The organism is Pseudomonas sp. P110(2024) (genome assembly GCF_057480795.1).
Genome location: NZ_JBLIYT010000017.1, coordinates 103,384 through 128,558, shown reverse-complemented (window position 1 = coordinate 128,558; position 25,175 = coordinate 103,384). Strand labels below are relative to the sequence as shown.

Annotated in this window: 25 protein-coding genes; 8 read left to right on the top strand and 17 right to left on the bottom strand. The window is 63.7% G+C overall.

The features are described from left to right. The first annotated feature begins 8 nt into the window (after positions 1-8). Positions 9-887: a TIGR02285 family protein gene (locus AC25ND_RS23880; RefSeq protein ID WP_028691580.1), complete on the top strand. Its 879-nt coding sequence runs from the start codon at positions 9-11 to the stop codon at positions 885-887. A 157-nt stretch (positions 888-1,044) separates the two neighbouring features. On the opposite strand, the gene AC25ND_RS23875 is transcribed toward AC25ND_RS23880, so the two are convergent. The 6 genes from AC25ND_RS23875 to xerD form a co-directional block, all read right to left on the bottom strand. Then, positions 1,045-1,326, bottom strand: coding sequence for a DUF3509 domain-containing protein (locus AC25ND_RS23875; protein ID WP_028691581.1), 282 nt, complete (start codon positions 1,324-1,326; stop codon positions 1,045-1,047). A gap of 125 nt (positions 1,327-1,451) precedes the next feature. Beyond that, the gene (locus AC25ND_RS23870) at positions 1,452-1,817 is read right to left on the bottom strand and encodes a response regulator (RefSeq protein ID WP_069016780.1); all 366 of its coding nucleotides are present in this window, start codon (positions 1,815-1,817) and stop codon (positions 1,452-1,454) included. Between the two features lie 155 nt (positions 1,818-1,972). Beyond that, positions 1,973-3,382 (bottom strand): threonine synthase, encoded by a 1,410-nt coding sequence (thrC, locus tag AC25ND_RS23865; protein WP_028691582.1) that lies wholly within the window; start codon positions 3,380-3,382, stop codon positions 1,973-1,975. A gap of 54 nt (positions 3,383-3,436) precedes the next feature. After that, complete coding sequence (locus AC25ND_RS23860; protein ID WP_028691583.1) at positions 3,437-4,741, bottom strand: homoserine dehydrogenase; 1,305 nt, start codon at positions 4,739-4,741, stop codon at positions 3,437-3,439. An 82-nt stretch (positions 4,742-4,823) separates the two neighbouring features. Beyond that, complete coding sequence (locus AC25ND_RS23855) at positions 4,824-5,573, bottom strand: DsbC family protein (RefSeq protein WP_186597338.1); 750 nt, start codon at positions 5,571-5,573, stop codon at positions 4,824-4,826. 154 nt (positions 5,574-5,727) lie between these two features. Next, positions 5,728-6,624: a site-specific tyrosine recombinase XerD gene (gene xerD / locus AC25ND_RS23850; protein WP_028691585.1), complete on the bottom strand. Its 897-nt coding sequence runs from the start codon at positions 6,622-6,624 to the stop codon at positions 5,728-5,730. A 68-nt stretch (positions 6,625-6,692) separates the two neighbouring features. On the opposite strand from xerD, the gene AC25ND_RS23845 reads away from it, so the two are divergent. After that, a complete protein-coding gene (locus AC25ND_RS23845; RefSeq protein ID WP_028691586.1) occupies positions 6,693-8,513 on the top strand; it encodes a cation:proton antiporter in 1,821 nt (606 codons plus the stop codon). A 19-nt stretch (positions 8,514-8,532) separates the two neighbouring features. Here AC25ND_RS23845 and AC25ND_RS23840 read toward each other — a convergent pair whose 3' ends face one another. From AC25ND_RS23840 to ffh, 6 genes are all read right to left on the bottom strand, one after another. Beyond that, positions 8,533-8,940 carry an acyl-CoA thioesterase gene (locus tag AC25ND_RS23840; RefSeq protein ID WP_023629813.1) on the bottom strand — a complete coding sequence of 136 codons (408 nt, stop codon included), beginning with the start codon at positions 8,938-8,940 and terminating at the stop codon, positions 8,533-8,535. A 99-nt stretch (positions 8,941-9,039) separates the two neighbouring features. Further along, complete coding sequence (gene rplS / locus AC25ND_RS23835; protein WP_011535315.1) at positions 9,040-9,390, bottom strand: 50S ribosomal protein L19; 351 nt, start codon at positions 9,388-9,390, stop codon at positions 9,040-9,042. Between the two features lie 42 nt (positions 9,391-9,432). Then, positions 9,433-10,185 carry a tRNA (guanosine(37)-N1)-methyltransferase TrmD gene (gene trmD, locus AC25ND_RS23830; RefSeq protein WP_028691588.1) on the bottom strand — a complete coding sequence of 251 codons (753 nt, stop codon included), beginning with the start codon at positions 10,183-10,185 and terminating at the stop codon, positions 9,433-9,435. 3 nt (positions 10,186-10,188) lie between these two features. Then, positions 10,189-10,725, bottom strand: coding sequence for a ribosome maturation factor RimM (rimM, locus tag AC25ND_RS23825; RefSeq protein ID WP_028691589.1), 537 nt, complete (start codon positions 10,723-10,725; stop codon positions 10,189-10,191). 5 nt (positions 10,726-10,730) lie between these two features. Beyond that, positions 10,731-10,982: a 30S ribosomal protein S16 gene (gene rpsP, locus AC25ND_RS23820; RefSeq protein WP_011535318.1), complete on the bottom strand. Its 252-nt coding sequence runs from the start codon at positions 10,980-10,982 to the stop codon at positions 10,731-10,733. A 232-nt stretch (positions 10,983-11,214) separates the two neighbouring features. Next, a complete protein-coding gene (gene ffh, locus AC25ND_RS23815; RefSeq protein ID WP_028691590.1) occupies positions 11,215-12,591 on the bottom strand; it encodes a signal recognition particle protein in 1,377 nt (458 codons plus the stop codon). A gap of 218 nt (positions 12,592-12,809) precedes the next feature. On the opposite strand from ffh, the gene AC25ND_RS23810 reads away from it, so the two are divergent. The 3 genes from AC25ND_RS23810 (at position 12,810) to AC25ND_RS23800 (ending at position 16,363) form a co-directional block, all read left to right on the top strand. Continuing rightward, positions 12,810-13,619, top strand: a complete 810-nt coding sequence (locus AC25ND_RS23810; protein WP_028691591.1) for a cytochrome C assembly family protein — start codon at positions 12,810-12,812, stop codon at positions 13,617-13,619. A 9-nt stretch (positions 13,620-13,628) separates the two neighbouring features. Next, on the top strand, positions 13,629-14,816 hold the full coding sequence (locus AC25ND_RS23805) for a transporter associated domain-containing protein (RefSeq protein WP_186597342.1): 1,188 nt from the start codon (positions 13,629-13,631) through the stop codon (positions 14,814-14,816). Between the two features lie 242 nt (positions 14,817-15,058). Next, positions 15,059-16,363 carry an MFS transporter gene (locus AC25ND_RS23800; protein ID WP_186597345.1) on the top strand — a complete coding sequence of 435 codons (1,305 nt, stop codon included), beginning with the start codon at positions 15,059-15,061 and terminating at the stop codon, positions 16,361-16,363. 78 nt (positions 16,364-16,441) lie between these two features. Here AC25ND_RS23800 and purT read toward each other — a convergent pair whose 3' ends face one another. The 5 genes from purT to AC25ND_RS23775 all read right to left on the bottom strand — a co-directional run bounded on the left by purT (position 16,442) and on the right by AC25ND_RS23775 (position 19,608). Further along, complete coding sequence (gene purT, locus AC25ND_RS23795) at positions 16,442-17,623, bottom strand: formate-dependent phosphoribosylglycinamide formyltransferase (RefSeq protein WP_050704195.1); 1,182 nt, start codon at positions 17,621-17,623, stop codon at positions 16,442-16,444. A gap of 74 nt (positions 17,624-17,697) precedes the next feature. Next, positions 17,698-18,165, bottom strand: a complete 468-nt coding sequence (locus AC25ND_RS23790; RefSeq protein ID WP_028691595.1) for a VUT family protein — start codon at positions 18,163-18,165, stop codon at positions 17,698-17,700. A gap of 87 nt (positions 18,166-18,252) precedes the next feature. After that, complete coding sequence (locus AC25ND_RS23785) at positions 18,253-18,450, bottom strand: DUF1289 domain-containing protein (protein ID WP_028691596.1); 198 nt, start codon at positions 18,448-18,450, stop codon at positions 18,253-18,255. Further along, a complete protein-coding gene (locus tag AC25ND_RS23780; protein WP_062360497.1) occupies positions 18,440-18,964 on the bottom strand; it encodes a gamma carbonic anhydrase family protein in 525 nt (174 codons plus the stop codon). The genes AC25ND_RS23785 and AC25ND_RS23780 overlap by 11 nt, the downstream gene beginning before the upstream one ends. Before the next feature lie 44 nt (positions 18,965-19,008). Next, a complete protein-coding gene (locus AC25ND_RS23775; protein ID WP_028691598.1) occupies positions 19,009-19,608 on the bottom strand; it encodes a CoA pyrophosphatase in 600 nt (199 codons plus the stop codon). A 137-nt stretch (positions 19,609-19,745) separates the two neighbouring features. Here AC25ND_RS23775 and AC25ND_RS23770 point away from each other — a divergent pair, with 137 nt between their 5' ends. From AC25ND_RS23770 to AC25ND_RS23760, 3 genes are all read left to right on the top strand, one after another. Next, entirely contained in the window at positions 19,746-20,300 is a 555-nt protein-coding gene (locus AC25ND_RS23770) for an NUDIX hydrolase (protein WP_028691599.1), read from the top strand. A gap of 20 nt (positions 20,301-20,320) precedes the next feature. After that, positions 20,321-20,884, top strand: coding sequence for a L,D-transpeptidase family protein (locus tag AC25ND_RS23765; protein ID WP_062360491.1), 564 nt, complete (start codon positions 20,321-20,323; stop codon positions 20,882-20,884). A gap of 146 nt (positions 20,885-21,030) precedes the next feature. Continuing rightward, a complete protein-coding gene (locus AC25ND_RS23760) occupies positions 21,031-25,152 on the top strand; it encodes a hemagglutinin repeat-containing protein (RefSeq protein WP_486976615.1) in 4,122 nt (1,373 codons plus the stop codon). Positions 25,153-25,175: the final 23 nt, after the last annotated feature.

Below are 25,175 nucleotides of genomic sequence, written 5' to 3'. Positions count from 1 at the left end.
CACGCCCCATGGGTATCCGCCATCTGCCCATCGTACTCTGCCTGTTGCTGACCGCACTCGTGGGTCAGGTGGCCGAGGCCAGAGAACGCCTTTTGTGGCTGGTGCGCGACCTGCCGCCATTCACCATCTTCGAAGGGCCGTCCAAGGGCCAGGGAGTGATCGACCAACTGTTGCCGATGCTGATCGCCCGGATGCCCGAGTACGACCACAGCATCGTCCGGGTCAACCGAGCCCGGGGCCTGCAGATGCTCCAGGAGCCCAGTTTCACCTGCGACCCGACCCTGCTGTGGACCCCCGAGCGCGCCAGATACGTGCACTTTTCCCAGCCATCGCTGGGCGTGCTCAGCACGGGTCTGATCGTGCGCAAGCAGGATCAGGCGCTGCTGGCGCCCTACCTCGAAGGCCAACAGGTCGACCTGCAGCGCTTGCTGACCGAGACCCGACTCAAACTGGGCATCGTCGCGGAGCGCAGCTACAGCACGCAGGTCGACGAGGTCCTGCGGCAACTGCCCGATACCGCCTTCAGCCGTCACTACGGCAACGATGCCACAGCCAGTCTGCTGCAGATGCAGCAATTGGGGCGCCTGCAACTGGTGCTCGGCTATTGGCCCGAGATGCGTTACCTGATCCAGCAGCACAATGGCTCGCTGGACGACTATAGTTTCCACCCCATCCTTGGCGTGAACCACTACCAATTCCTGCATATTGGCTGCTCGGACACCCCCCTGGGGCGTGAGGCGATTGCTCACATCGACCAGATGCTGCCGACCTTGCGTCGGGATACCTTGCCCGAACTTTATGCCCACTGGCTGGACCCAGGGCTGCGCGAGGGCTATTTGGAGCAGGCCAGGCATTTCTTCGAGCAGAGCGAACAGCCGCTACGCTGACGCTCCGGGAAACCTGCAGACTCGAGGCAAAAAGAAACCCCGGCCGCTGGGGAGGACGACCGGGGTCAAGCGAAAGCCCTCGGGGCTTCCAGTGACAGTCTTGACGGTACCGGAGCAAAGCACCATCGGACAGCCCTTGCTGATTCTGATGGGCGTATCAGGCAAAGGTTCCCTGCATCTGTCGTTGATGTTGCAGGGCGGCGATCACACAAGGCTGCAGGCGGCCTTCGGCGATCTGCAGGTCACGGTGCAGGCCATCGACCAGGTCGATCAGCAACTGCTGCTCCACCAACTGACGTGCGCAGACTCCGCGCTGGAGGATCAGCATCCCGTGCTCGTCATAGAGGGTCAACTGACGGCAGCCACGGCTATCGGCCGTGCCGAGCTGGGCCTGGTAAGGGGTGAGGGCTTCGTTGAGCAGTCTGCAGACTCTTTCCATCCGGATCACTCGCTGGCTAAGGTAAGGAAACTGACCTCCAGGCCCGACGGAAAGTTCGCCCTGGCCCGTTACCCTGAGCATGCGCAGCCAACGTGACAGTTTCGATGCCCCCAATCGGCGGCCGACTAGAGGCGCTCCAAGGCCTGCTCCAGCCCTACCATCGACATCGGCCAGGACAGCTCCGCCAGCACGTTCAAGCCATGCTGGCGAGCTTCGAGCGCCAGGTCGATATCCCCTGCGCCGGCACACCCGACAAACAACAACCCACCCGCGCAGGAGGCCTGCACCAGGTACTTGAACAGACGCAGGGCGTGACGCCTGGGCATGCCCTGATCGAGCACCAGCACATCCACCGGCCGCTGCAGCCTCGTCGCGACCGCTACGTCATCGGTAAGCCGGACGTTGTAGACACCCTGGGCATTGAAGGCCTGGTGCAACACCATCTGATAGTAGGGCCTGGCCTGGTGAATAAGGACATTGAGCTGATGCATGTGCCCCCCTTGGAGCATTGAGGCTTATAGGTGGAAGCATCCACTTTAGTAGGGGGAGGTATCTAACTACATGGGAAAAATCTGAAATCTCGAGCCTGTGGATGACAGGCACAAAAAAGCCCGTTCAGGACGGGCTTTCTCGTATCGGTTTGCTCTTAGAGTGGCTTGCCGCGATTGCCATGCTGGCTAACAAAGGCCTGCACCGTCTTCAGATCGTTGGCCAGCACCGTGCAGCGCTCCTCGCGGCTGAACAGGTCGCTCAGGTGCGCTGGCAGCTCCAGGGCCTTGGCGACACCAGCCTTCTCCACCGCCTCGGGGAACTTGACCGGGTGCGCGGTACCCAGCACCACCATCGGCGTATCCAGGCTGCGGCGGCACTCGCGCGCGGCCTTGACGCCGATCGCGGTGTGCGGATCGAGAACTTCACCAGTGGCCTTGAACACCTCGGCGATGGTCTCGCAGGTCTGCTCGTCGGTGACGGCCAGCGAGTCGAACAGCTTGCGCGCCTCGGTCCAGCGATCCTGCTCGACGCTGAAGCCGCCGCCTTGCTTGAAGGTGTCCATCAGTTGGGCAACTGCGGCGCCATTGCGACCATGCAGGTCGAACAGCAGGCGTTCGAAGTTGGACGAGACCATGATGTCCATCGATGGCGACAGGGTCGGGTGCAAGGAATCCTTGACGTACTGGTTGCCGCTCATGAAGCGGTGCAGGATGTCGTTGCGGTTGGTCGCCACTACCAGCTGGCTGATCGGCAGGCCCATGTTGCGCGCCAGGTAGCCGGCGAAGATATCGCCGAAGTTGCCGGTCGGCACCGAGAACGCCACCGAACGTGCCGGGCCGCCGAGCTGCAGGGCTGCGTGGAAGTAGTAGACGATCTGGGCCATGATCCGCGCCCAGTTGATCGAGTTGACCGCCACCAGGCGGGTGCCCTTGAGGAACGACTGGTCGGCGAAGCTGGCCTTGACCATCTCCTGGCAGTCGTCGAAGTTGCCCTCGATGGCGATGTTGTGGATGTTGTCGCCGAGGATGGTGGTCATCTGCCGGCGCTGCACCTCCGACACGCGCTGGTGCGGGTGCAGGATAAAGATGTCGACGTTGTCGCAGCGGCGGCAGCCTTCGATAGCGGCCGAACCTGTGTCACCGCTGGTGGCGCCGACAATCACCACGCGCTCGCCGCGCTTGACCAGTACATGGTCGAGCAGGCGGCCGAGCAGCTGCAGGGCAAAATCCTTGAATGCCAGGGTCGGGCCGTGGAACAGCTCCATGACCCACTCGTTGCCGTTGAGCTGGCGCAGCGGCGCGACCGCGGCGTGGGCGAAGTTGCCGTAGGTCTCTTCGAGGATCTTCTTGAAGTCGGCGTCGGCGATGCTGCCTTCGACGAACGGACGCATCACCCTGAAGGCCAGTTCGTGGTAAGGCAGGCCCGCCCAGGAGGCGATTTCTTCCTGGGTGAAGCGCGGCAGGTTCTCGGGCACGTACAGGCCGCCGTCGCTGGCGAGGCCCGCCAGCAGGACGTCTTCGAAGTTCAGGGCCGGAGCCTGGCCGCGGGTACTGATATAGCGCATGGATGCAAACCTTCGATGCTGGGCGCGGGCCGCCGTCGCGGCCCGCCGCCGGAATTAATTGAGCTGTTCGACGCGGATGCGCACGACCTTGCCGACCACGTCCTGGAGCGCTTCCAGGGCGACGATGGCGTCGTCGATGCGTTGCTCGACCACACGGTGGGTGAGCAGGATCATCGGTACCAGGCCGTCCTGCTCCTCGGCTTCCTTCTGCATGATCGACTCGATGTTGATGCCGCGCTCCGAAAGGATGCTGGCGACCTGGGCCAGCACGCCCGGGTGGTCCTTGGCCTGGATACGCAGGTAGTAGGCACTTTCACAGGCATCGATCGGCAGGATCGGATGAGCCGACAGCGCGTCCGGCTGGAACGCCAGGTGCGGCACGCGGTTCTCCGGGTCGGAAGTCATTGCACGGACCACGTCCACCAAGTCGGCGACTACCGACGACGCGGTCGGCTCCATGCCGGCACCTGCGCCGTAGTACAGGGTGGAACCAGCGGCGTCGCCGTTGACCATCACCGCGTTCATCACGCCGTTGACGTTGGCGATCAGGCGATCGTTGGGGATCAGCGTCGGGTGCACGCGCAGCTCGATGCCGTCGGCGGTGCGACGGGCCACGCCCAGGTGCTTGATGCGGTAGCCCAGGGCCTCGGCGTAGTTGACGTCGGCGGTGGTCAGCTGGGTGATGCCCTCGGTGTAGGCCTTGTCGAACTGCAGCGGGATACCGAAGGCGATGGACGCCAGGATGGTCAGCTTGTGTGCGGCGTCGATGCCTTCGACGTCAAAGGTCGGGTCGGCCTCGGCATAACCCAGTGCCTGGGCTTCGGCCAGCACGTCGGGGAAAGCGCGGCCCTTGTCACGCATCTCGGTAAGGATGAAGTTGCCGGTGCCGTTGATGATGCCGGCCAGCCAGTTGATGCGGTTGGCCGACAGGCCCTCGCGGATCGCCTTGATCACCGGGATGCCACCGGCCACGGCGGCTTCGAAGGCGACGATGACGCCCTTCTCGCGGGCCTTGGCGAAGATCTCGTTGCCGTGCACGGCGATCAGCGCCTTGTTGGCGGTGACCACGTGCTTGCCGTTTTCGATGGCCTTGAGCACCAGGTCGCGGGCGATGGTGTAGCCGCCAATCAATTCGATGACGATATCGATCTCAGGGTTGCTCGCGACTTCGAACACATCAGCGGTAATGGGGGTACCGGTAATCTGGCAGTTCGGGTTCTGCGAGCGCATGGCAATCTGTGCCACTTCAATACCGCGCCCGGCACGGCGGGCGATCTCCTCGGCGTTGCGCTGAAGTACATTGAAGGTTCCGCCACCGACGGTCCCCAACCCACAGATGCCTACTTTGACCGGTTTCACTGTGAACTCCCCATAGAACGGCCGGCACCTGCGCCGACCGTGAAACATGCCGTCACCCCATGACGACGGCGTACTGAATTGATTACTTGCTCTCTGCCAGGGCCAGCTTGGCCACTTGCGGCGCCGGCTGGTAACCCGGAATCACCTGGCCATTCTGTAGAACGATCGCCGGCGTGCCATTTACACCAATCGACTGGCCCAGCTGGAACTGCTTGCTGACCGGGTTGGCGCACTTGGCGGCCTTGATCTCCTTGCCGTCGACCATCTTGTCCAGCGCCGCGCGGCGATCGCTGGAGCACCATACCGCCTGCAACTGCTCATCACCCGGCGAACCCAGCCCCTGGCGCGGGAAGGCGACATAGCGCACTTCGATACCACGACGGTTGAGCTCCGGCACTTCGGCGTGCAGCTTGTGGCAATACGGGCAGGTGGTGTCGGTGAACACGGTGATATGCGACTTGGCTTCACCCTTGGCCGGGTAGACCACCATCTCGCCGACCGGAATGCCGTTGATCAGCTTGGCAATGCCCTGGCGCTCGGTCTTCTCGGTGAGGTTGACCGGCTTGCCGTCCTGGATCTGGAACAGGTAGCCCTGCATGACGAACTGGCCGTCGGCGCTGGCGTACAGCACGCGACCGCCCTGCAGTTTGACTTCGTACAGGCCGTTGAGCGGGCTGCTGCTGACGCTCTCGACAGGCACTTCCAGCTCTAGGTTCTGCAAGGACTTGCGGATCGCCTGCTCGGCACCGGCATTGGCATCGGTGGCCGCGGCGACGGCAAAGGTACTGGCCAGCGCCAGGGCGGCGGCGGCGAAAATCTGGGTCACGCGCATGGGGTACTCCTGAAGGCGGACGGGGCCGTGGGGGCGTTGCTTGACCCTGGCGGGTGGCGAACATTCGGCCCTTGCAACAAACCGTCCAAGCCTACCACAACAAACTGGCGCAGTAGGGGTACTCAGGCACCGGTCGGCGGAACATGAAAAGCATTCATCCACGTGGATGGTGTTCGGCGTGCAACTGCTGCAGCCGGGCCTTGGCCACATGGGTGTAGATCTGCGTGGTGGACAGGTCGCTGTGGCCCAGCAGCATCTGCACCACGCGCAGGTCGGCGCCATGGTTGAGCAGGTGCGTGGCAAAGGCGTGGCGCAGCGTGTGCGGCGACAGCGGCTTGTCGATGCCGGCCACCCGCGCCTGGTGCTTGATACGGTGCCAGAAAGTCTGGCGGGTCATCTGCTCGCCGCGCTGGCTGGGGAACAGCACGTCGCTGGGGCGCCCATTGAGCAGCTCGGCGCGGCCATCGCGCAGGTAGCGTTCGAGCCACACCACCGCCTCCTCGCCCATCGGCACCAGGCGCTCCTTGCTGCCCTTGCCCATCACCCGCAGCACGCCCTGGCGCAGGTTGACCTGGTCCAGGGTCAGGCTGACCAGCTCGGTCACCCGCAGGCCACAGGCATAAAGCACCTCGAGCATGGCGCGGTCGCGCTGGCCGATAGCCTCGCCGAGATCCGGCGCCTGCAACAGGGCCTCGACATCGGCCTCCGACAGCGACTTGGGCAGGGGCCGGCCCAGTTGCGGCATGTCCACCTGCAACGTCGGGTCGACAGCGACCAGCCGCTCGCGCAGCAGGTAACGGAAGAACCCGCGTACCCCGGAAAGAAAGCGCGCGGTCGAGCGCGGCTTGTAGCCCTGGTCGAAACGCCAGGCCAGGTGGTCGAGGATCAGCTCGCGCCCGGCATCAGGCAGTGCCACGCCGTGCTCCTGCAGCCAGCCATTGAACAGCGCCAGGTCGCTGCGATACGAAGCACGGGTGTTGTCGGACAGCCCCTTCTCCAGCCAGAGGGCATCGAGGAACTGGTCGATCAGGGGGTGGTCCAGTGCAGGCATGAAGACTCGGTGGCAAACGACGAAATGACGCTTAGTCTTTCATAACACGGCATGCAGAGGGAGCCCGCGTGAACGAACAGCAAATTCTTTTGAGTGTCGGCGGCATCGGCGCCGCCGCCCTGCTCTGCCAGTGGCTGGCCTGGCGCCTGAAACTGCCGGCGATCCTGTTCCTGTTGCTGTGCGGCATCCTCGCCGGGCCGGTGCTGGGCTGGCTGCAGCCGCAGGCGCTGTTCGGCCCGCTGCTGATGCCGCTTGTGTCGCTGGCGGTGGCGCTGATCCTGTTCGAAGGCAGCCTCACCCTGCACCTGTCGCAATGGCGCGAGATCGGCAGCGTGGTGCACCGCCTGGTCACCGTCGGCGCGCTGAGCACCTGGCTGGTGATCGCCCTGGCCACCCATTGGCTGCTGGGCTTCGACTGGCCCCTGGCGATCCTGTTCGGCACCCTGACCCTGGTCACCGGCCCCACGGTGATCGTGCCCATGCTACGGGTGGTGCGGCCGAAGGCGGCGATCGCCAACATCCTGCGCTGGGAAGGCATTGTCATCGACCCGATCGGCGCGCTGCTGGCGGTGGTGGTCTACAGCTTCATCATCGCCAGCGCCGCCGGCGAAGGCCTCAGCCACAGCCTGGCGACCTTCGCCGGGGTGATCTTCTGCGGCAGTGCGCTGGGGGTTGCCGGTGGCTGGCTGCTCGGGCAGGTCATGCGCGAACAGTGGTTGCCGGAATACCTGCACAACCTGGCCTCGCTGGCGGCGGTGCTGGGCATCTTCATCGCCGCCAACCAGATCGTCCACGAATCGGGGCTGCTGGCGGTCACGGTCATGGGCATGTGGCTGGCCAACATGCCCGGCGTGGACGTGCGGCAGATCCTGCATTTCAAGGAAAACCTCAGCGTGCTGCTGATCTCCGGCCTGTTCATCCTCCTGGCCGCGCGGCTCGACCTGCACGCGTTGCTGGCCCTGGGGCCGGCGGTACTGGGACTGCTGCTGGTGATCCAGTTGCTGGCGCGACCGCTTAACGTGCTGCTGTCGACCCTGGGCTCGCCACTGAGCTGGCGGGAACGGGCATTGCTGGCCTGGATCGCGCCACGAGGCATCGTGGCGGCGGCCGTATCGGCGATTTTCGCCATTCGCCTCGACCAGGCCGGGCACGAAGGCGCGCTGCTGCTGGTGCCACTGACCTTCGCCGTGATCATCGGCACCGTGGTGCTGCAAAGCGCCACCGCCAGGCCCCTGGCGCGCCTGCTGAAGGTGGCGGAACCGGCGCCGAGCGGGTTTCTCGTGGTCGGCGCCAACCCGCCTGCGCGGGTCATCGCCAAGGCCCTACAGCAACTGGGTTGCCGGGTGCTGCTGACCGACTCGAGCTGGGAGAACATCCGCGCCGCGCGCATGGACAACCTGCCGACCTACTTCGGCAACCCCGCCTCGCAGCACGCCGACGCCCACCTCGACCTGGTCGGCCTGGGCCATCTGCTGGGGTTGTCACCGGCGGGCGAGCTCAACGCCCTGGCCTGCGCGCGCTTTCGCCATGACTTTGGCCAGGCCCGATTGTTCGTGCTGGCCAGCGGTCTTGAAAAAAAGCGCAGCGACAAGCATCGGGCCAGCGAGGAACATCGCGGACAATTACTCGGGTCGAGCCCGATGACCTATGGGCAACTGGCCAAGCTGTTGCACCAGGGTGCCGAGCTGTACAGCACCACGTTGACCGAGGCCTTCGGCTGGGACGACTACCAGCACCTGCATGGCCCGCGGGCCACGCTGCTGTTCGCCCGGGACGGGCAAGGCTGGGTGCATGTGGCCAGCCCGGACAACCCGCTCAAGCCGCAGCCTGGGTGGACACTGGTGGCGCTGGTGGAGCCGGAACTGACCGAGCAGCCCGTAGCGCATTGACTTACGAATGGCCCGGCAATCAGGCCAACGGCAGCACCGGCACCGGGCGCTTGTCCTCGTCGATGGCGACGAAACTGAACACGCCATGGATCGCCCGCTCCCGCCCGTCGAGGTACATGTTCTCGACGAACACATCCACCTGCACCTGCAGGCTGGTGTTGCCAACCTTGATCACCGTGCCCACCAGCTCGACGATCGAACCGGCCGGGATCGGGTGCTTGAAGTCGATACGATCGGTGGACACGGTCACCAGTGGCAGCCGGCAGAATCGGGTGGCGGCAATGAACGACACTTCGTCCATCCACGCCAGGGCGGTACCGCCGAACAAGGTGTTGTGGTGGTTGGTGGTGTTGGGGAACACCGCTTTGGTCACGCGGGTCACCGACAGCTCGGTGCGGCGCTGGATTTCCTGGTCTCGGGTGGTCATTTTCGGTCACATCGCAAGGGCGGGTTTCAGAAAACAAAAAAGCAGCCCGAAGGCTGCTTTTTTCTCGCAAGGCGACCTAGGCCGCCAGGCAAACTGTACTCAGGACAGTTTTTCCTTGATGCGAGCGGCTTTGCCGGACAGGTCGCGCAGGTAGTACAGCTTGGCTTTACGCACGTCACCACGACGTTTCACGGCCAGGCTGTCGATCTGCGGGCTGTAGGTCTGGAAGGTACGCTCTACGCCAACGCCGCTGGAGATCTTGCGCACGGTGAAGGCGCTGTTCAGACCGCGGTTACGCTTGGCGATAACGACGCCTTCGAACGCTTGCAGACGCGAGCGGTCGCCTTCCTTCACTTTAACCTGGACGACAACGGTGTCGCCTGGTGCGAAGGTCGGGATCTCTTTGCTCATCTGCTCGGCTTCGAGCTGCTGGATGATCTTGTTGGTCATGCTGTGCTCCTAAGATGGATACTTGATCCACCATCGATACGTTTAACTATCGTCCCGCTCGCGGATGTATTCCTCGAGCAGCTTCTTCTCTTCTCCAGAAAGCGAGCGACTTTCCAGAAGATCGGCGCGTCGTTCGAAGGTCCTACCAAGGGACTGCTTCATCCGCCAACGCCGGATATGTGCATGGTTGCCACTTAGCAACACGTCGGGAACACGCTGATCCGCATACACCTCGGGTCGGGTGTAGTGCGGGCAATCCAGCAGACCGTCGGTGAAAGAGTCTTCCTCCGCCGAGTCCACATGCCCTAAAGCTCCGGGCAGCAGCCGTGTAACCGCATCGATCAGTACCATGGCCGGCAGCTCGCCACCGGAAAGCACATAGTCGCCAATCGACCACTCCTCATCGACATGAGCCTCGATAAAGCGCTCGTCGATGCCTTCATAACGACCGGCGATCAGGATCAACGATTCCTGTTCGGCCAGGCCTTTGACCGCTTGCTGGGTCAGCTTGCGGCCTTGTGGCGAAAGGTAGATCACCTTTGCCGATGCTCCGGTCGCCTGCCTGGCGCTAACCAGGGCGTCTTCCAGAGGCTTGATCTTCATCACCATGCCCGGACCACCGCCAAACGGCCGATCGTCCACGGTGTGGTGGCGATCTGTGGTGTAGTCCCGCGGATTCCAGCAGGTCACTTGCAGCAACCCCTGTTTCACCGCGCGGCTGGTAATGCCGTACTCCGTGATGGCCGAGAACATCTCGGGGAACAACGTGATGACGTCTACGCGAAGGTTACCCATCGTCTAGAAGTCCGCGTCCCACTCAACCCGCATTACGCCTGCTTCCAGGTCGATTGCCAGCACGCATTGCCCGGTATAGGGCAACAGACGCTCGCGATCATCCAGGCTGCCTGCGCAGGGTTTGACCACCATTACATCGTTCGCGCCGGTCTCCAACAGGTGATCGATCTTGCCGAACAGCTGTTCGTCCTGATTGATGACCTTCAGGCCCACCAACTGGTACCAGTAGTACTCGTCGGCTGCCAGGTTGGGCAAAAGGCTCCGCGGTATGCAGATTTCGTAACCGCTCAGAAGACGGGCTTCATCACGATCATCGAGGCCTTTGAGTTTTACGACCAGGCCCTTCTGGGAGCCACGACCGCTGACCAGCTCGACCTGTTTTACCTTGCCTTCGTGCTTGAGCGTCCAGCGCGGATAATCCAACAGGTTTTCAATCGGATCGGTAAAGGAATACACCTTCACCTCGCCGCGAACGCCGTGAACCGAAAAAATCTTGCCAACGACGATGAGGTCGTCAGCCTTTTCTGGCGTCGCGTTCATACTGCTCAGGCTGCAGCCTTGGCAGCTTCCTTCAGCAGCTGAGCAACACGCTCAGACGGCTGTGCGCCCTGGCTCAGCCAGTAGGTGACGCGCTCTTGGTTGACCGACAGCTTGACTTCGGCGCCCGATGCGATCGGGTTGAAGAAGCCAACGCGCTCAACGAAACGGCCGTCACGGGCGTTACGCGAGTTGGTCACGGTCAGGTGGTAGAATGGGCGCTTTTTCGAGCCGCCACGGGCCAGACGAATGGTTACCATGTGAACATCGTTCCTATAGTCGGTGCTGCAAAACTGAATGCCCAATGGGCACACGGGTGCCCAAAAGGCCGCATATTCTCGGGGAATACACGGACATTTGCAAATGCCTTTTTCGGCAATGCCGGGGCCTGCCGATCAGTTCTGCCGGTTTGGGCCACCTCGCGGCGGCCATGATCCCGCCATAGCGGGGGTCTGGCAGACTTCCTCATATAAGGAAGCCCGCCGGATTCTTTTACAGTTTCGGCATGCCGCCACCCGGCAGCATCCCGCCAAGGCCACGCATCATCTTGGCCATGCCGCCCTTGGCGGAGAATTTCTTCATCATCTTCTGCATCTGCTTGTGCTGCTTGATCAAGCGACCGATGTCCTGCACCTGGGTGCCGGAACCGAGGGCGATGCGGCGCTTGCGCGAACCGCTGATCAGGTCGGGGTCGCGACGCTCGGCCGGCGTCATGGAGTTGATGATCGCCTCCATCTGCTTGAACTGCTTCTCGGCCGCGCCCTGGGCATTGCCCATCTGCGACAGGTTCACGCCACCGATGCTCGGCAGCTTGTCCATCAGGCCGCCGAGACCGCCCATGTTCTTCATCTGCTGCAGTTGGTCGCGGAAGTCCTCGAGATCGAAGCCCTTGCCCTTCTTCAGCTTCTTGGCCAGCTTGTCGGCCTTGGCCTTGTCGATGTTCTGCTCGGCCTGCTCGATCAGGCTGAGCACATCGCCCATGCCAAGGATGCGCGAGGCAATGCGATCAGGGTGGAACGGCTCCAGGGCCTCGGTTTTCTCGCCCATGCCGATGAACTTGATCGGCTTGCCGGTGATGGCGCGCACCGACAGCGCGGCACCGCCACGGGCGTCGCCGTCGACCTTGGTCAGCACCACGCCGGTCAGCGGCAGGGCGTCGCCGAAGGCCTTGGCGGTGTTGGCCGCGTCCTGGCCGGTCATGGCGTCGACCACGAACAGGGTCTCGATCGGCTTGACCGCAGCATGCAGGGCCTTGATCTCGTCCATCATGTCGGCGTCGACATGCAGGCGACCGGCGGTATCGACGATCACCACGTCGATGAACTTGAGCTTGGCCTCGCGGATCGCCGCCTCGGCGATGGCCACTGGCTTCTGGCTGATATCGGACGGGAAGAAGGTCACCCCGATATCGTTAGCCAGGGTTTCGAGCTGCTTGATCGCCGCCGGACGGTAGACGTCGGCCGACACCACCATCACGCTCTTCTTCTTGCGCTCTTTCAGGTGACGCGCCAGCTTGCCGGCGGTGGTGGTCTTACCGGCACCTTGCAGACCGGCCATCAGCACCACGGCAGGCGGCGCGGCGTTGAGCGTCAGCTCTTCGTTGGCCGCGCCCATCAGGCTTTCCAGCTCGGCCTGGACGATCTTCACGAAGGCCTGGCCTGGCGTCAGGCTGCGCGACACCTCAGTGCCGACCGCGCGCTCCTTGACGCTGTTGACGAAATCCTTGACCACCGGCAGGGCGACGTCGGCCTCGAGCAGGGCCATGCGCACTTCGCGCAGCGTGTCCTTGATGTTGTCTTCGGTCAGCTTGGCCTTGCCGGTGACATGGCGTAGCGTCTGTGACAGGCGGTCGGTCAGGTTTTCGAACATGGTGATCCTTTCAGGCCCAGTGAAGCCGAGGTTTTTCAGATGCCCAGGTGAACATGTACACGCGCCGGGCAGAGCAAGGCGGCGATTATAGCGGAGACTGCTTCCTACGCACACCTCGCTCAGGACCACCGGCTAGCCCCACGATTGACACGCAGTCTTCCTTGCCCACCGCGATCTATGCCAAACTCCGTCCCTTTAGGGCTTGCCTGCCAGGACTTATGTTCTCTTCACCCAGCCTCATCCCCAATCTGCTCGCCGCCTTCCTCTATCTGGCCGCGTCCGTCTACCAGGCCACCGGGCTGGCCCGTGGCGCCCGCGCCGACAAACGGCTGCTGGGCCTGCTCGGCACGTTGGCGGTGGTCGCCCAGGGCGGCGCCCTGTTCTTCCAGCTGATCACGCCCCTGGGCCTGAGCCTGGACTTCTTCAGCGCCGCCAGCCTGATCGCCGTGGCGGTGATCGGCCTGACCCTGCTCGCCTGCCTGAGCATCCCGGTGGAGAACCTGCTGGTGCTGCTGTTCCCGCTTGGCGCGGTGACCGCGCTGCTGGCCCAGTTCGCCCCGCCCGGCACGGTGCCGCTGATCAACGAAGAGCCCGGCATTCTCGCGCACATCCTGCTGTCGATCCTGGCCTACGGCCTGTTCACCATCGCCGTGTTCCAGGCCCTGCTGCTGTTGCTGCAGGACCACCAGCTCAAACACAAGCATCCGTCCGGGCTGATCCGCAACTTCCCGCCGCTGCAGACCATGGAAAGCCTGCTGTTCGGCTTCCTCTGGGCCGGCTGGGTGCTGCTGTCGCTGTCGCTGATCTCCGGCTGGCTGTTCCTCGACAACCTGTTCGCCCAGCATCTGGTACACAAGACCCTGCTGGCCTGCGTGGCCTGGATCGTGTTCAGCGTGCTGCTGTGGGGCCGTACCCGCCTCGGCTGGCGCGGGCACAAGGCTATCCGCTGGACCCTGGCCGGCTTCTGCCTGCTGATGCTGGCCTATTTCGGCAGCAAGCTGGTCCGCGAATTCATCCTGCATATCTGACGGTCGCCCATGGACACCCTGCCGTACGCCCCGCTGCTCGGCATCATCGCACTGGCGCTGCTGTGGTCGGCGTTGTTCACCGCGGTCGACAGCGCCCGCCAGCAAGCCACTGGCCAGGGCGACGCCACTCTCCCCGCCCAGGGCCTGGTGCTCGGCGCCAGCCTCGGCAAGTTGCTGGTGCTGGGCCTGGCCTGCCTGATCGGCCAGCGCTACGACGGTGAGCACGGTTTCTGGCTGGCGGGCCTCGGGGCCGCCTTCACCCTGCTGGTGCTCGCCGACTACCTGCCCCGCCGCCTGGCCCGCCGCGACCCGCAAGCCTTCCTGAGCCTGGGCGATAACTTGCTTAAATGGCCGCTGGCGCTGCTGCAGCCGCTGGGCTGCCTGCTCGACGGCTGCGCCAAGCAGATCCTGTGCCCGTTCCGCGCGCAACCTACGGCGGTGGCCCTGCATCCGCAAGCAGACGACGACTTCGACGAGGACGGCCCGACTGACAGCACCCGCCACGGCCTGCTCGAAGGCCTGCAGGCACTGGACAAGATCACCGTCAACGACATCCTCGTGCCACGAAACGAAGTCGACGGCATCAACCTCGACGACCCCATCGAACGCATCATCGAGCAACTGATCGTCAGCCGTCACACCCGCCTGCCGGTCTACCACAACGACATCAACCAGGTCGAAGCGGTACTCAACACCAAGCTGATCAGCCACCTGCTGCCGCGAGCCGAGCTGACCCCTGAGAAACTCCAGGCGGCCTGTTACGAACCCTACTTCGTCCCCGAAAGCACCCCGCTGCAGATGCAGTTGCTGAACTTCCACAAGCAGCAGCGGCGCATGGGCGTGGTGGTGGACGAGTACGGCGAGGTGCTGGGCATCGTCACCCTGGAGGATATCCTCGAGGAGATCGTCGGCGAGTTCGAGGACGAGCAGAGCCTGGACAACCCTCACGTCCACCCCCAACCCGATGGCCGCTTCGTCATCGAGGGGACGGCCTCGCTGCGCGAGATCAACCGCACCCTTGGCTGGCACCTGCCCTGCGACGGCGGGCCGAAAACCCTCAACGGGCTGGTCACCGAGGCATTGGAAAGCATCCCGGCAAGCGCGGTATGTCTCAAAATTGGCAGATATCGGCTGGAAATCCTCGAAACCGAGGATAATTGCGCGAGCAAGGTACTGGTCTGGACACTGACTCGCTAGCTATACTCGAAACACGCTTACCCAGCCCTGCCGTCCCGCCCGCTATCCGCACCCAGCGCCCGACGGCCAGTCCGCACCACTGACACGCCCCGCGGTCCTGCTTCAGCACCCCGAACAGCAACCGCTCACCGCCTATCCCCTGGGCTATCGTCAGTCGCGCGACCAACAACAATACGCTCCGGCTCCCGTGTGCCCGTCACATGGGCCGTGCCCCATGGAGCATGACTGTCAGGGACCTTCGCATGACTACCAGCAGCACCTACGCCGAACCTGCCTCGGCAATACCGGTCAATTCGCCGGCCCGGGTGGCCACCGCCAGTTTCATCGGCACCGCCATCGAGTTCTACGATTTCTACGTCTACGCCACCGCCGCCGCGCTGGTGATCGGGCCGGTATTCTTCCCGTCAGGCTCCGGCACCGCGCAGATGCTCGCGGCCTTTCTCACCTTTGGTATCGCCTTCCTCGCCCGCCCGCTGGGCTCGGCGCTGTTCGGCCACTTTGGCGACCGCATCGGGCGCAAGTCGACGCTGGTCGCCTCGCTGCTGCTGATGGGCGTGTCCACCACGCTGATCGGCGTGCTGCCCGGCTATGACAGCATCGGCGTCTGGGCGCCGATCATCCTTTGCCTGCTGCGCTTCGGCCAAGGCCTGGGGCTGGGCGGCGAATGGGGTGGCGCGGCGCTGCTGGCCACCGAGAACGCGCCACAGGGCAAGCGCGCCTGGTTCGGCATGTTCCCGCAGCTGGGCCCGTCGATCGGCTTTCTCGCCGCCAACGGCCTGTTCCTCACCCTGGCCCTGGTGCTCAGCGACGAGCAGTTCCGCGAATGGGGCTGGCGCATTCCGTTCCTGCTCAGCGCGGCGCTGGTGCTGGTCGGCCTGTACGTGCGCCTGAAGCTGGAGGAAAGCCCGGTGTTCGCCAAGGCGGTCGCCCGTCACGAACGGGTGAAGATGCCGGTGGTCGACCTGTTCGCCCGCTACTGGCTGCCGACCCTGCTGGGCGCCGCGGCCATGGTGGTGTGCTATGCGCTGTTCTACATCTCCACGGTATTCTCGCTCAGCTATGGCGTGACCACCCTCGGCTACAGTCGCGAGACCTTCCTCGGCCTGCTGTGCTTCGCGGTGGTGTTCATGGCCCTGGCCACGCCGCTGTCGGCCTGGCTCAGCGACCGTTACGGGCGCAAGCCGGTGCTGGTGGTCGGCGGCCTGCTGGCGATCGCCTCGGGTTTCACCATGGAACCGCTGCTGACCTCGGGCTCTACCACGGGCGTGGCGCTGTTCCTGGCCATCGAGCTGTTCCTGATGGGGGTGACCTTCGCGCCGATGGGCGCGCTGCTGCCCGAGCTGTTCCCGACCCATGTGCGCTACACCGGCGCCTCGGCGGCCTACAACCTGGGCGGTATCGTCGGCGCCTCGGCGGCACCGTTCTTTGCCCAGAAGCTGGTGAGCATGGGGGGATTGAGCTGGGTGGGAGGGTATGTGTCAGTGGCGGCGGTGATCAGCCTGATTGCCGTGTTGTGCCTGAAAGAGACGCGCAATACCGAGCTTTGAAGCAATCGCGGGGCAAGCCCGCTCCCACGCCAGGCTGATACTGGCGTGGGAGCGGGCTTGCCCCGCGATCGTTTCAGGTCAGAACTCGACTTTCACGGCTTGCGAAGCACGGGTCGCCTTGGCCCGGGCGGCCTCGACCGACTCGTCGCGAGCCAGGCACACGCCCATGCGGCGGGTGCCGTTGATCTCCGGCTTGCCGAACAGGCGAATGGCGGTATCCGGCTCGCTCAGGGCGGCGCCGAGGTTGGCGAAGCTGGTCTGCTGCGACTGGCCTTCCGGCAGGATCACCGCCGAGGCCGATGGACCGAACTGGCGCACCACCGGGATCGGCAGGCCGAGAATGGCCCGGGCATGCAGGGCGAACTGCGACAGGTCCTGGGAGATCAGGGTCACAAGGCCGGTGTCGTGCGGACGCGGCGAGACCTCGCTGAACCACACCTGGTCGCCCTTGACGAACAGCTCCACGCCGAACAGACCACGCCCGCCCAACGCGTCGGTGACCGCCTGGGCCACCCGCTGCGACTCGGCCAAGGCCTTCGGGCTCATGGCCTGGGGTTGCCAGGACTCCTGATAGTCGCCCTTCTCCTGACGGTGACCGACCGGCGCGAGGAAAGTGGTGCCGCCCACATGGCGCACGGTCAGCAGGGTGATCTCGTACTCAAAGTCGATGAAGCCCTCGATGATCACCCGGCCCTTGCCGGCGCGGCCACCTTCCTGGGCGTAGTCCCAGGCTTTTCGCAGGTCATCGTCGCCACGCAGCAGGCTCTGGCCCTTGCCCGAGGAGCTCATCACCGGCTTGACCACGCACGGGTAGCCCAGGTCGGCCACGGCCTTGGCGTAGTCCTCGTAGGTGTCGGCGAAGTGATACGGCGAAGTCGGCAGGTCGAGCTCTTCGGCCGCCAGGCGGCGGATGCCTTCGCGGTTCATGGTCAGCTGGGTGGCGCGGGCGGTGGGCACCACGTTGAAGCCTTCGTTTTCCAGCTCGACCAAGGTGGCGGTGGCGATGGCCTCGATCTCGGGCACGATGTAGTGCGGCTTCTCAGCCTCGATCACCGCGCGCAGGGCGACGCCGTCGAGCATGTTGATCACATGGCTGCGGTGCGCGACCTGCATGGCCGGCGCGTTGGCGTAACGGTCCACGGCAATCACCTCGACACCCAGGCGCTGCAGCTCGATCACCACTTCCTTGCCCAGTTCGCCGCAGCCGCACAGCAGTACACGGGTCGCGGTGGGCGACAATGGGGTTCCGATACGGGTCATTTCAGGTCCTCGAAGGCGTCCGGGGCCGCGCCACGCTGGCTGCCGCCCGCTGAAAAATGGACCGGTATTCTACATCAGGATGTGGCCACCGCGCGCCGTGCCCGCCAGGCCATGATCAACCAGACCGCCGTTACCCCGGCGAACTTCGAGGCCAGCGCTGTGCCGATCACCGCCGGGGTCAGCGCGCCGATCATGCCGAAGAAGATGAAGGTGTCGACCGGGATGCTCAGCGCCGAACTCAGCCACAGGCGGTCACGCAAAGGCCGTCGGGTGACGCTGAACACCAGCCAGTCGATCAGCTCGGAGACGAAGAACGCGGTGGCGCTGGCCAGGGCGATGGCCGGCTCCGACGTCGCGTAGGACAGCACCAGCGCCGCCAGCATGGCCAGCAACGCGCCGTGGCCGTAGCGGGTCTGCACCATGTCGCGCAGGATGAACACCAATCCGCCCCAGGCGGACCAGATCACGTCCAGGTGCGGTGCGCTGGAAAAGGCGTAGTTGATCAGCACCACGCTGCTGATGTAGGCGATGAGATAGAACATGGTCTTTGCGTTCGGTGGGCCAGCCGCACAGATTAGCGCCGGCCCCATCGTGGGACAAGCCCGCTCCCACGCCACCGGCGTCCCGTGTTACAGGCCAATCACCAGCCCCGCCGCCAGCGCCCGCTCATGGCATTTCTTGAGCACCTCCCGGCGCTGCTCGTTGTCCATCCGCCCCCAGCGGGTGATCTCGTCCACCGTGCGCTGGCACCCGGTGCAGATATCCTGCTCGTCCAGCGCGCAGATGCTGACGCAGGGCGAGGCCACGGGCCGTTCGTCAGTCTTCATCGATCACCAGCTCACGCGCATAGCGCTGGGCGTTGTGCACGTAGTGCGCGGCGCTGGCCTCGAGCATGCGCTTCTGCTGCTCGGTAAGCTCGCGCACCACTTTGCCCGGCGAGCCCATCACCAGCGAACCGTCGGGAATTTCCTTGCCTTCGGGGATCAGCGCATTGGCGCCGATGATGCAATGCTTGCCGATCCGCGCCCCGTTGAGAATCACCGCGTTGATGCCGATCAGGCTGTAGTCCCCGACCATGCAGCCGTGCAGCATGGCGTTGTGGCCGATGGTCACGCCACGGCCGATGGTCAGCGGCGCCCCCATGTCGGTGTGCATCACCGTGCCGTCCTGGACGTTGCTGTCCTCGCCGATGTCGATCAGCTCGTTGTCGCCGCGCAGCACCGCGCCGAACCAGACGCTGGCGCGGGCCTGCAGGCGCACCTTGCCGATCAGCGTGGCGTTGGGCGCGGTCCAGCTCTCGGGATGGGTCTCGACCCGCAGGTCGCCCAGGCGGTATTTCATGTATCGCTCCTCACGGTTGAACGCGGTGGCGGGGTGTACCCCGCTCAGTTCTTGATGAAACGCTCGGGTGGCTGGTGCAGGCTGATGCCGGCATCGAACAGCAGGTTGACCAGTTCGACGATCATAATCGCCGACAAGCCCCAGATCTTGTAGTCGCCGTAACGGTAGCTGGGCACGTACCAGCTGCGCCCCTGGTAGTCGATGCGATGGGTGTGATCACGGGGATCCTGACGGAAGAACGCCAGCGGCACGGTGAACACTGCGGCAATTTCGGCGTCATTGGCGCGGTACTCGACATAGTCGGGGATCAAACCGACGAACGGTGTCACCTTCAGGCCGTGCAACGAGATCACCGGGCTCAGCGGCCCGATCACCTCGACCAGCCCGGGCGGCAGGCCGATTTCTTCCTCGGCCTCGCGCAGGGCGGTGAACACCAGGTCGGGGTCTTCCGGATCGCGCCGACCGCCAGGAAAGGCAACTTCGCCGCCGTGGGTCGACAGGCCCTGGGCGCGCAGGGTCAGCACCAGCTCCGGCTCTTCGCTACGGGTAATGGGCAACAACACCGCCGCTTCTGGGAAACGGCGGTCCGTCTCCAGTGACGCGGGGGTATGGTTGCTCATTCGGCGAAGAAGCTCATCCAGCATTACGCACTCTCGTGTCCAAGGCCTGCCTTGCATGATGCACCAAAGCCGCGAGGCACCCAAGCCCCGCCCGCAGGCCGCTTGCGGTGGGCGGGCCGGGCGCGCCAAGATAGTCCGACCCCATTGGAATGAATGTAAGCATGAAATTCTGCAGCGCGTGCGGCCAACCGGTCACCCAGCGGATCCCCGAAGGCGACAGCCGCCTGCGGTATGTCTGCGACCATTGCCAGACCATCCACTACCAGAACCCCAACATCGTCGCCGGGGTGCTGCCCACCTGGCGTTCCCAGGTGCTGCTGTGCCGCCGCGCCATCGAGCCGCGCCGGGGCTTCTGGACCTTGCCCGCCGGGTTCATGGAGAACGGCGAGACCCTGGATGCCGCCGCCCGTCGCGAAACCGTTGAGGAGGCCTGCGCCCGGGTCGCCGAGATGAGCCTGTACCAGCTGTTCGACCTGCCGCACATCAACCAGGTACACGTGTTCTTCCGTGCCGAGCTGGCCGACCTGGACTTCGCCGTGGGCATCGAGAGCCTGGAGGTGCGCCTGTTCGAGGAACACGAGATCCCCTGGGGCGAGCTGGCTTTCCGCACCGTCACACGCACACTAGAATGCTATTATCGCGACCGCATCAGGCAGCACTACCCCATAGGCCATGAATACCTGCCGCCGATGAACGTTTCGTCGCCCACCATTTAAGTCTTCAGGGATACGGTTTCATGCGCTGGCTGCTTGCCCTCTTCTGCCTCAGTGTCGCCTCGGTGTCGCAAGCCGCCTTCACCGAGACCATCATCCGCAAGACACCGTCGGCCGTGCAGTCGCCGGCCCAGCCCGCCACTGGCGGCGCCCAGCAGGAACGGCTGATCGACAAGGTGCTGGTGATCAAGTCCGAACGCCGCCTGCAGTTGATCAGCCGCGGCGAGCCGCTCAAGACCTACCGCATCTCCCTGGGCAAGCAGCCCAAGGGCGCCAAGCAGCGCGAGGGCGACAAGAAGACCCCCGAAGGGCTGTACTGGCTTGACTGGCGCAAGGTCAGCGACCGCTACAACCTGGCCATGCACATCTCCTACCCGAACATCACCGATGCCGCCAAGGCCCGCAGCGAAGGCGTGCCCCCCGGCAGCATGATCATGATCCACGGCACGCCGATCAACGAGGAGTACCCCGAGTGGTACTTCCACACCCTCGACTGGACCGAGGGCTGCATCGCCATGCGCAATGACGACATGCGCGAGGTGTGGAGCATGGTCAAGGACGGCACGCTGATCGAAATCCGGCCCTGATCCTCTCGACTCATCCGATTACGACGAAGGCCTGTCCTGCTCACGCAGGGCAGGCCTTTCTCTTTCGCCGTCAAACTCCGTTTCTGTAGATATCTGCTCACTTTTCCTACGCGACAAAGAGCATTCCTTCCCACAAAGTGATGGCATTGAGCCACATAAACGCCATCAACAGTCTTCTTAAAATTCCCGCAAATGATTACTCGATTTCGTACATCACTTGCGAGGTTCTCATGCAAAATCCTGCTCCCAAAACCAGTCCCGACACTTTACGCTGGGCTGTCTTTCTCGCCCTGCTGGGCACCACCCAGGTCCAAGCGCAAGGCGCCCTGACCCCGGCGCCGGGCCCTGGCGGTACCCCGATCATCGACAATGGCCACGGCGTTCCGGTGATCGACATCGTCGCACCCAATGCCAGCGGCCTGTCGCATAATCAGTTCCTCGACTACAACGTCGGCAGGCAAGGTCTGGTGTTGAACAACGCCCTGCAGGCCGGGCAATCGCAACTGGCCGGCCAGCTCGGCGCCAACCCGCAGTTCCAAGGCCAGGCCGCCTCGACCATCCTCAACGAGGTCATCAGCCAGAACGCCTCGAAAATCGAAGGCGCGCAGGAAATCTTCGGGCAGAAAGCCGATTACCTGCTTGCCAATCCCAACGGCATCACGGTCAACGGTGGCAGCTTCATCAATACGACCCGCGCGGGCTTCGTGGTAGGTAATGCGCACGTCCAGGATGGGCAGGTCAAACATCTCGACAGCCGTGATGCCCGCGGCGCCCTCAATGTGCTGGGGCGTGGCCTGAGCAATGGCGAAGGCGCCTTGGCGCTTATCGCGCCACGTATCGATGCCAAAGGCTTGCTGTTGGCCAAGGACGACCTGAACCTCACCGTCGGACGTAATACTGTCGATGCCGAAAACCGCGCTGTGCTGCAGCATCTGCCTGGCGTATCCGGATCCATTGACGCCAGCCTGCTCGGCTCGATGCGCGCCGGTCAGATTCGCATCGTGAGCACTGCCGAGGGCGCGGGTGTGCAGATCGGTGGGATGAACCTGCACGCGGAACGTGGTGACCTGAGCATCCAGTCAGCCGGTAACCTGGTGGTGCAAGGCGACGAACTACTCCAGACCAACCTCACCAGCAGCAACGGCAAGCTGGCGCTGAGCGCTGCGCACGATTTGCAGTTCACTGCGGCCAATGGCAAGGGCCGGCAAGTCGAGCTCAACGCTGGGAAGAACCTGACGCTCGATACCATTACCCGCGAAACCTTGCAGAAGGACCCTGTCGACTGGGTGAAGAAGAGTTGGTTCGTCACCACCGAAAGCCGCAAGGGCCTTACCGAGACCACCGATCGCAAGATTGTGAGCAGTCGCCTTGTGGCGCAGGACGATCTGGACCTGCTGGCAGGTAATGACCTGACGCTGACCGCCGCACAGCTTGAAGCAGGAAGCACCCTTAACCTGCGCAGTGGCAACAAGATGACGATCGGCGCCGGCCTGGAAAGCCGCGATACCAAGGAACAGCACAGCCACACCATTTACCTTGACCGCACAGACACTGACGGCACGTCGCACACAGAGCAGGTCAAAGCCAGCACGCTCAAGGGCAACAAACTCGTTGCGCATGCCGGCAGCGACATGCAGGTCAGTGGCTCACACCTCAATGCCAAGCACCACCTCCAGCTGGACAGCAAGGGCGACTTGACCATTGAAAGCGCCGAGGAAAACGACCAGGGTCATCGCATCACTGGTGTTCGCGACTTCGTTGCCAGCGCCGGGGAAACGGCAACGGATTCAGGCCAGTACTCCGCGAAAATCGGTTACGAGCATTTGCACAAGGATGAAAATACAGCCTTGACTCGCCAGGTGGCGAGTTCGGTCAGTGCCGGCACCGTTTCCTTGGCCAGTGCTCGCAAGCTGACGCTCAAGGGCTCCGAGGTTCAAGCGAATGCCGGCAGTCTCACCGCCAACGCCAACGACATCGAACTTGCAGCGGCCTACGATAACGAGAGCAGACACACCCTCGACACCACCCGCGGCGCGGCGCTGAGTGCCACCATCGGGACCGAGCGTGTCGGCGTGAGCATCGACGGCTACCAGGGTCCGACCGTCGAGCTCCAAAGTCAGTCCACCGTTCAACGCAGCACGCTGAAATCAAGCGGTGACATGAAGATCGATGCCGCAAAGCTGGTTACCTCTGCCGCCCAGGTGCAGGCGCAAGGATCGCTGGAAATAAATGCTGACACGATCGACAACCAGGCGGCAGCCGACACCACGGTACGCGAGACCCTCCTGAGCAAGTGGGATGGAGGCCTGGGTGTCAGTGCCGACTATGCATACGTGACAGATCGCGCCAAGTACGCCTTCGACCATTTGCGCCAGTTGGCTACAGGCCAGAAAGCCGAATCGACGCTCAACGATTCGCAGAAGCCAAACCTGGAGGCAAAGCTGGCCCTGGAGCACCAGTCGCTCAAGCAGAGGGACACCACCAGCACGGCGCAGGTCAGCACATTCGAAGCAGGGCGTGTCATCGTTCAGGCCTATGACAGCATCAAGGACGAGGGCACCGACTACAACGCCAAGGCGGGTGATCTGCGGATCGTGGCGGGCGAACACCAGATGCTGGCCGCCAGTGATCGCACTACCCGTGAAACAAGCCGCGTCAACGCAGGCGGTAACCTGCGCGTGGACAGCAAGACCTTGACGGATGTCAACGGCACGCTTGAAGGGCATGGGGGCTCCGAGGCGAGCCTGGGAGAAACCACGCTCGCCCGCGTTGGCAGTCTGCAGGGCAAGCATGGGGTTCAGGTGGCGCTCACGGGTAACGGACACTACGAGGGTGCCCGCATCGACGGCGGCGAGGGTGCGGTGCGCCTGGATAGCCAAGGTGACCTGACACTGGCGGCTGTTCATGACCGCACCGTGGAGAAAACCACGACACTGGACGCAGGCCTGGCGCTGAAGGCGGGTGTCAACCTGATCGGAGCCAATGGCGGGGCGCAGGGTACTCTCAAACACCACACGCACGAGGCTCAGAACAGCAAGGCGCGAGTCGCGCAAATCGACAGCAAGCATGAGGTTGGGCTCTCCAGCCATGGCGACCTGCGTCTGGAGGGAACGCGCATCGGTAGCGGCACCGTGGCCACCGGCGATATCACGCTGCACAGTGAGGGTCTGCTGACCGTGGCCGCAGCCGGCGATACCGAAACCAAGGTGGGCGGTACCTGGGGTGGCAAACTGGATGGCTCGGGGAGCGCTGTGGGTGGCGGTCTGGGCGCTGAAGGCACCTTTGGCCGGACCAGCCAGGAAAAGCGTACCGCCGTCGGCGCGACGTTCGACAGTAACGGGGCGGTGAAGCTCACGAGCCTGGCCAGCAATGATGCTGCCCTCAACGTGCAAGGGTTGCAGGCCAGTGCTCGGAAGATCGGCCTCGAGGCTCGCAATGGTGGCGTGTTGATCGAAGCCGCAGGCAACACCGAACAACACGACAACCTCGATATCACCCTCGGCGCCGGAGCCAAGCTTTCAGCAATAGGACTGGGAGGCGCGAACGCCCTGGTCCAGCTTGACCTGGACACAAGCAACAACACGACCTGGAGCGACAGCCGTCTGCGCGCCGACACAGTCGAGTTACAGAGTAAAGGCGATACCCGTATCGAAGGTGCCCAGGTCGAAGCCCATCATGTCGCAGGCGAAATCGGTGGCGATCTGCTGGTGGCAAGTCGCAAGAACCAGACTGACGCCAAGGCCCTCAATGCCGATATCAAAATGAACCAGAAAGACGCCGCAGACGCTTCCGGTGATGCCAAGCCATCACTGGCGGACGCCTTCGACAAAGGCGACATCGGCGAAATCGTCAGTGCGCTCTGGAGCACGGTCACCGACAAGGTCACGCCGGCAATCAAGGGAGGCCTCTCCAGGAAGCTTGACGATACCGTCACACAACAGACCACCCTCTCCGGCACACAGGGCATCGACCTGGGCGTCGGGGGCACAACCCATCTTGTCGGCGCCAAAGTACAGGCCAGCGATGGCAAGGTCGACGTCGGGAGCAGCATTACCCGACAGAACCTCAGCGGCCGCGACTATCAGGAGGATACCAAGGTCAACGTAGACCTGACGCCAGGGGGCCTGACAAAGAGTGCGGTCGGCTTCTTCACCAGCCTGTTCCATGGCAAGGGTGAAGGCAACAGCAACAACAAGCCGTACGAAAGCAGTGGCCACGACACCACCACCGAGTACGTCTCGCAAATTGAGCAGGGCCGCAAGCGCTGAGGCGCGAACACCTGGCAAGCAGC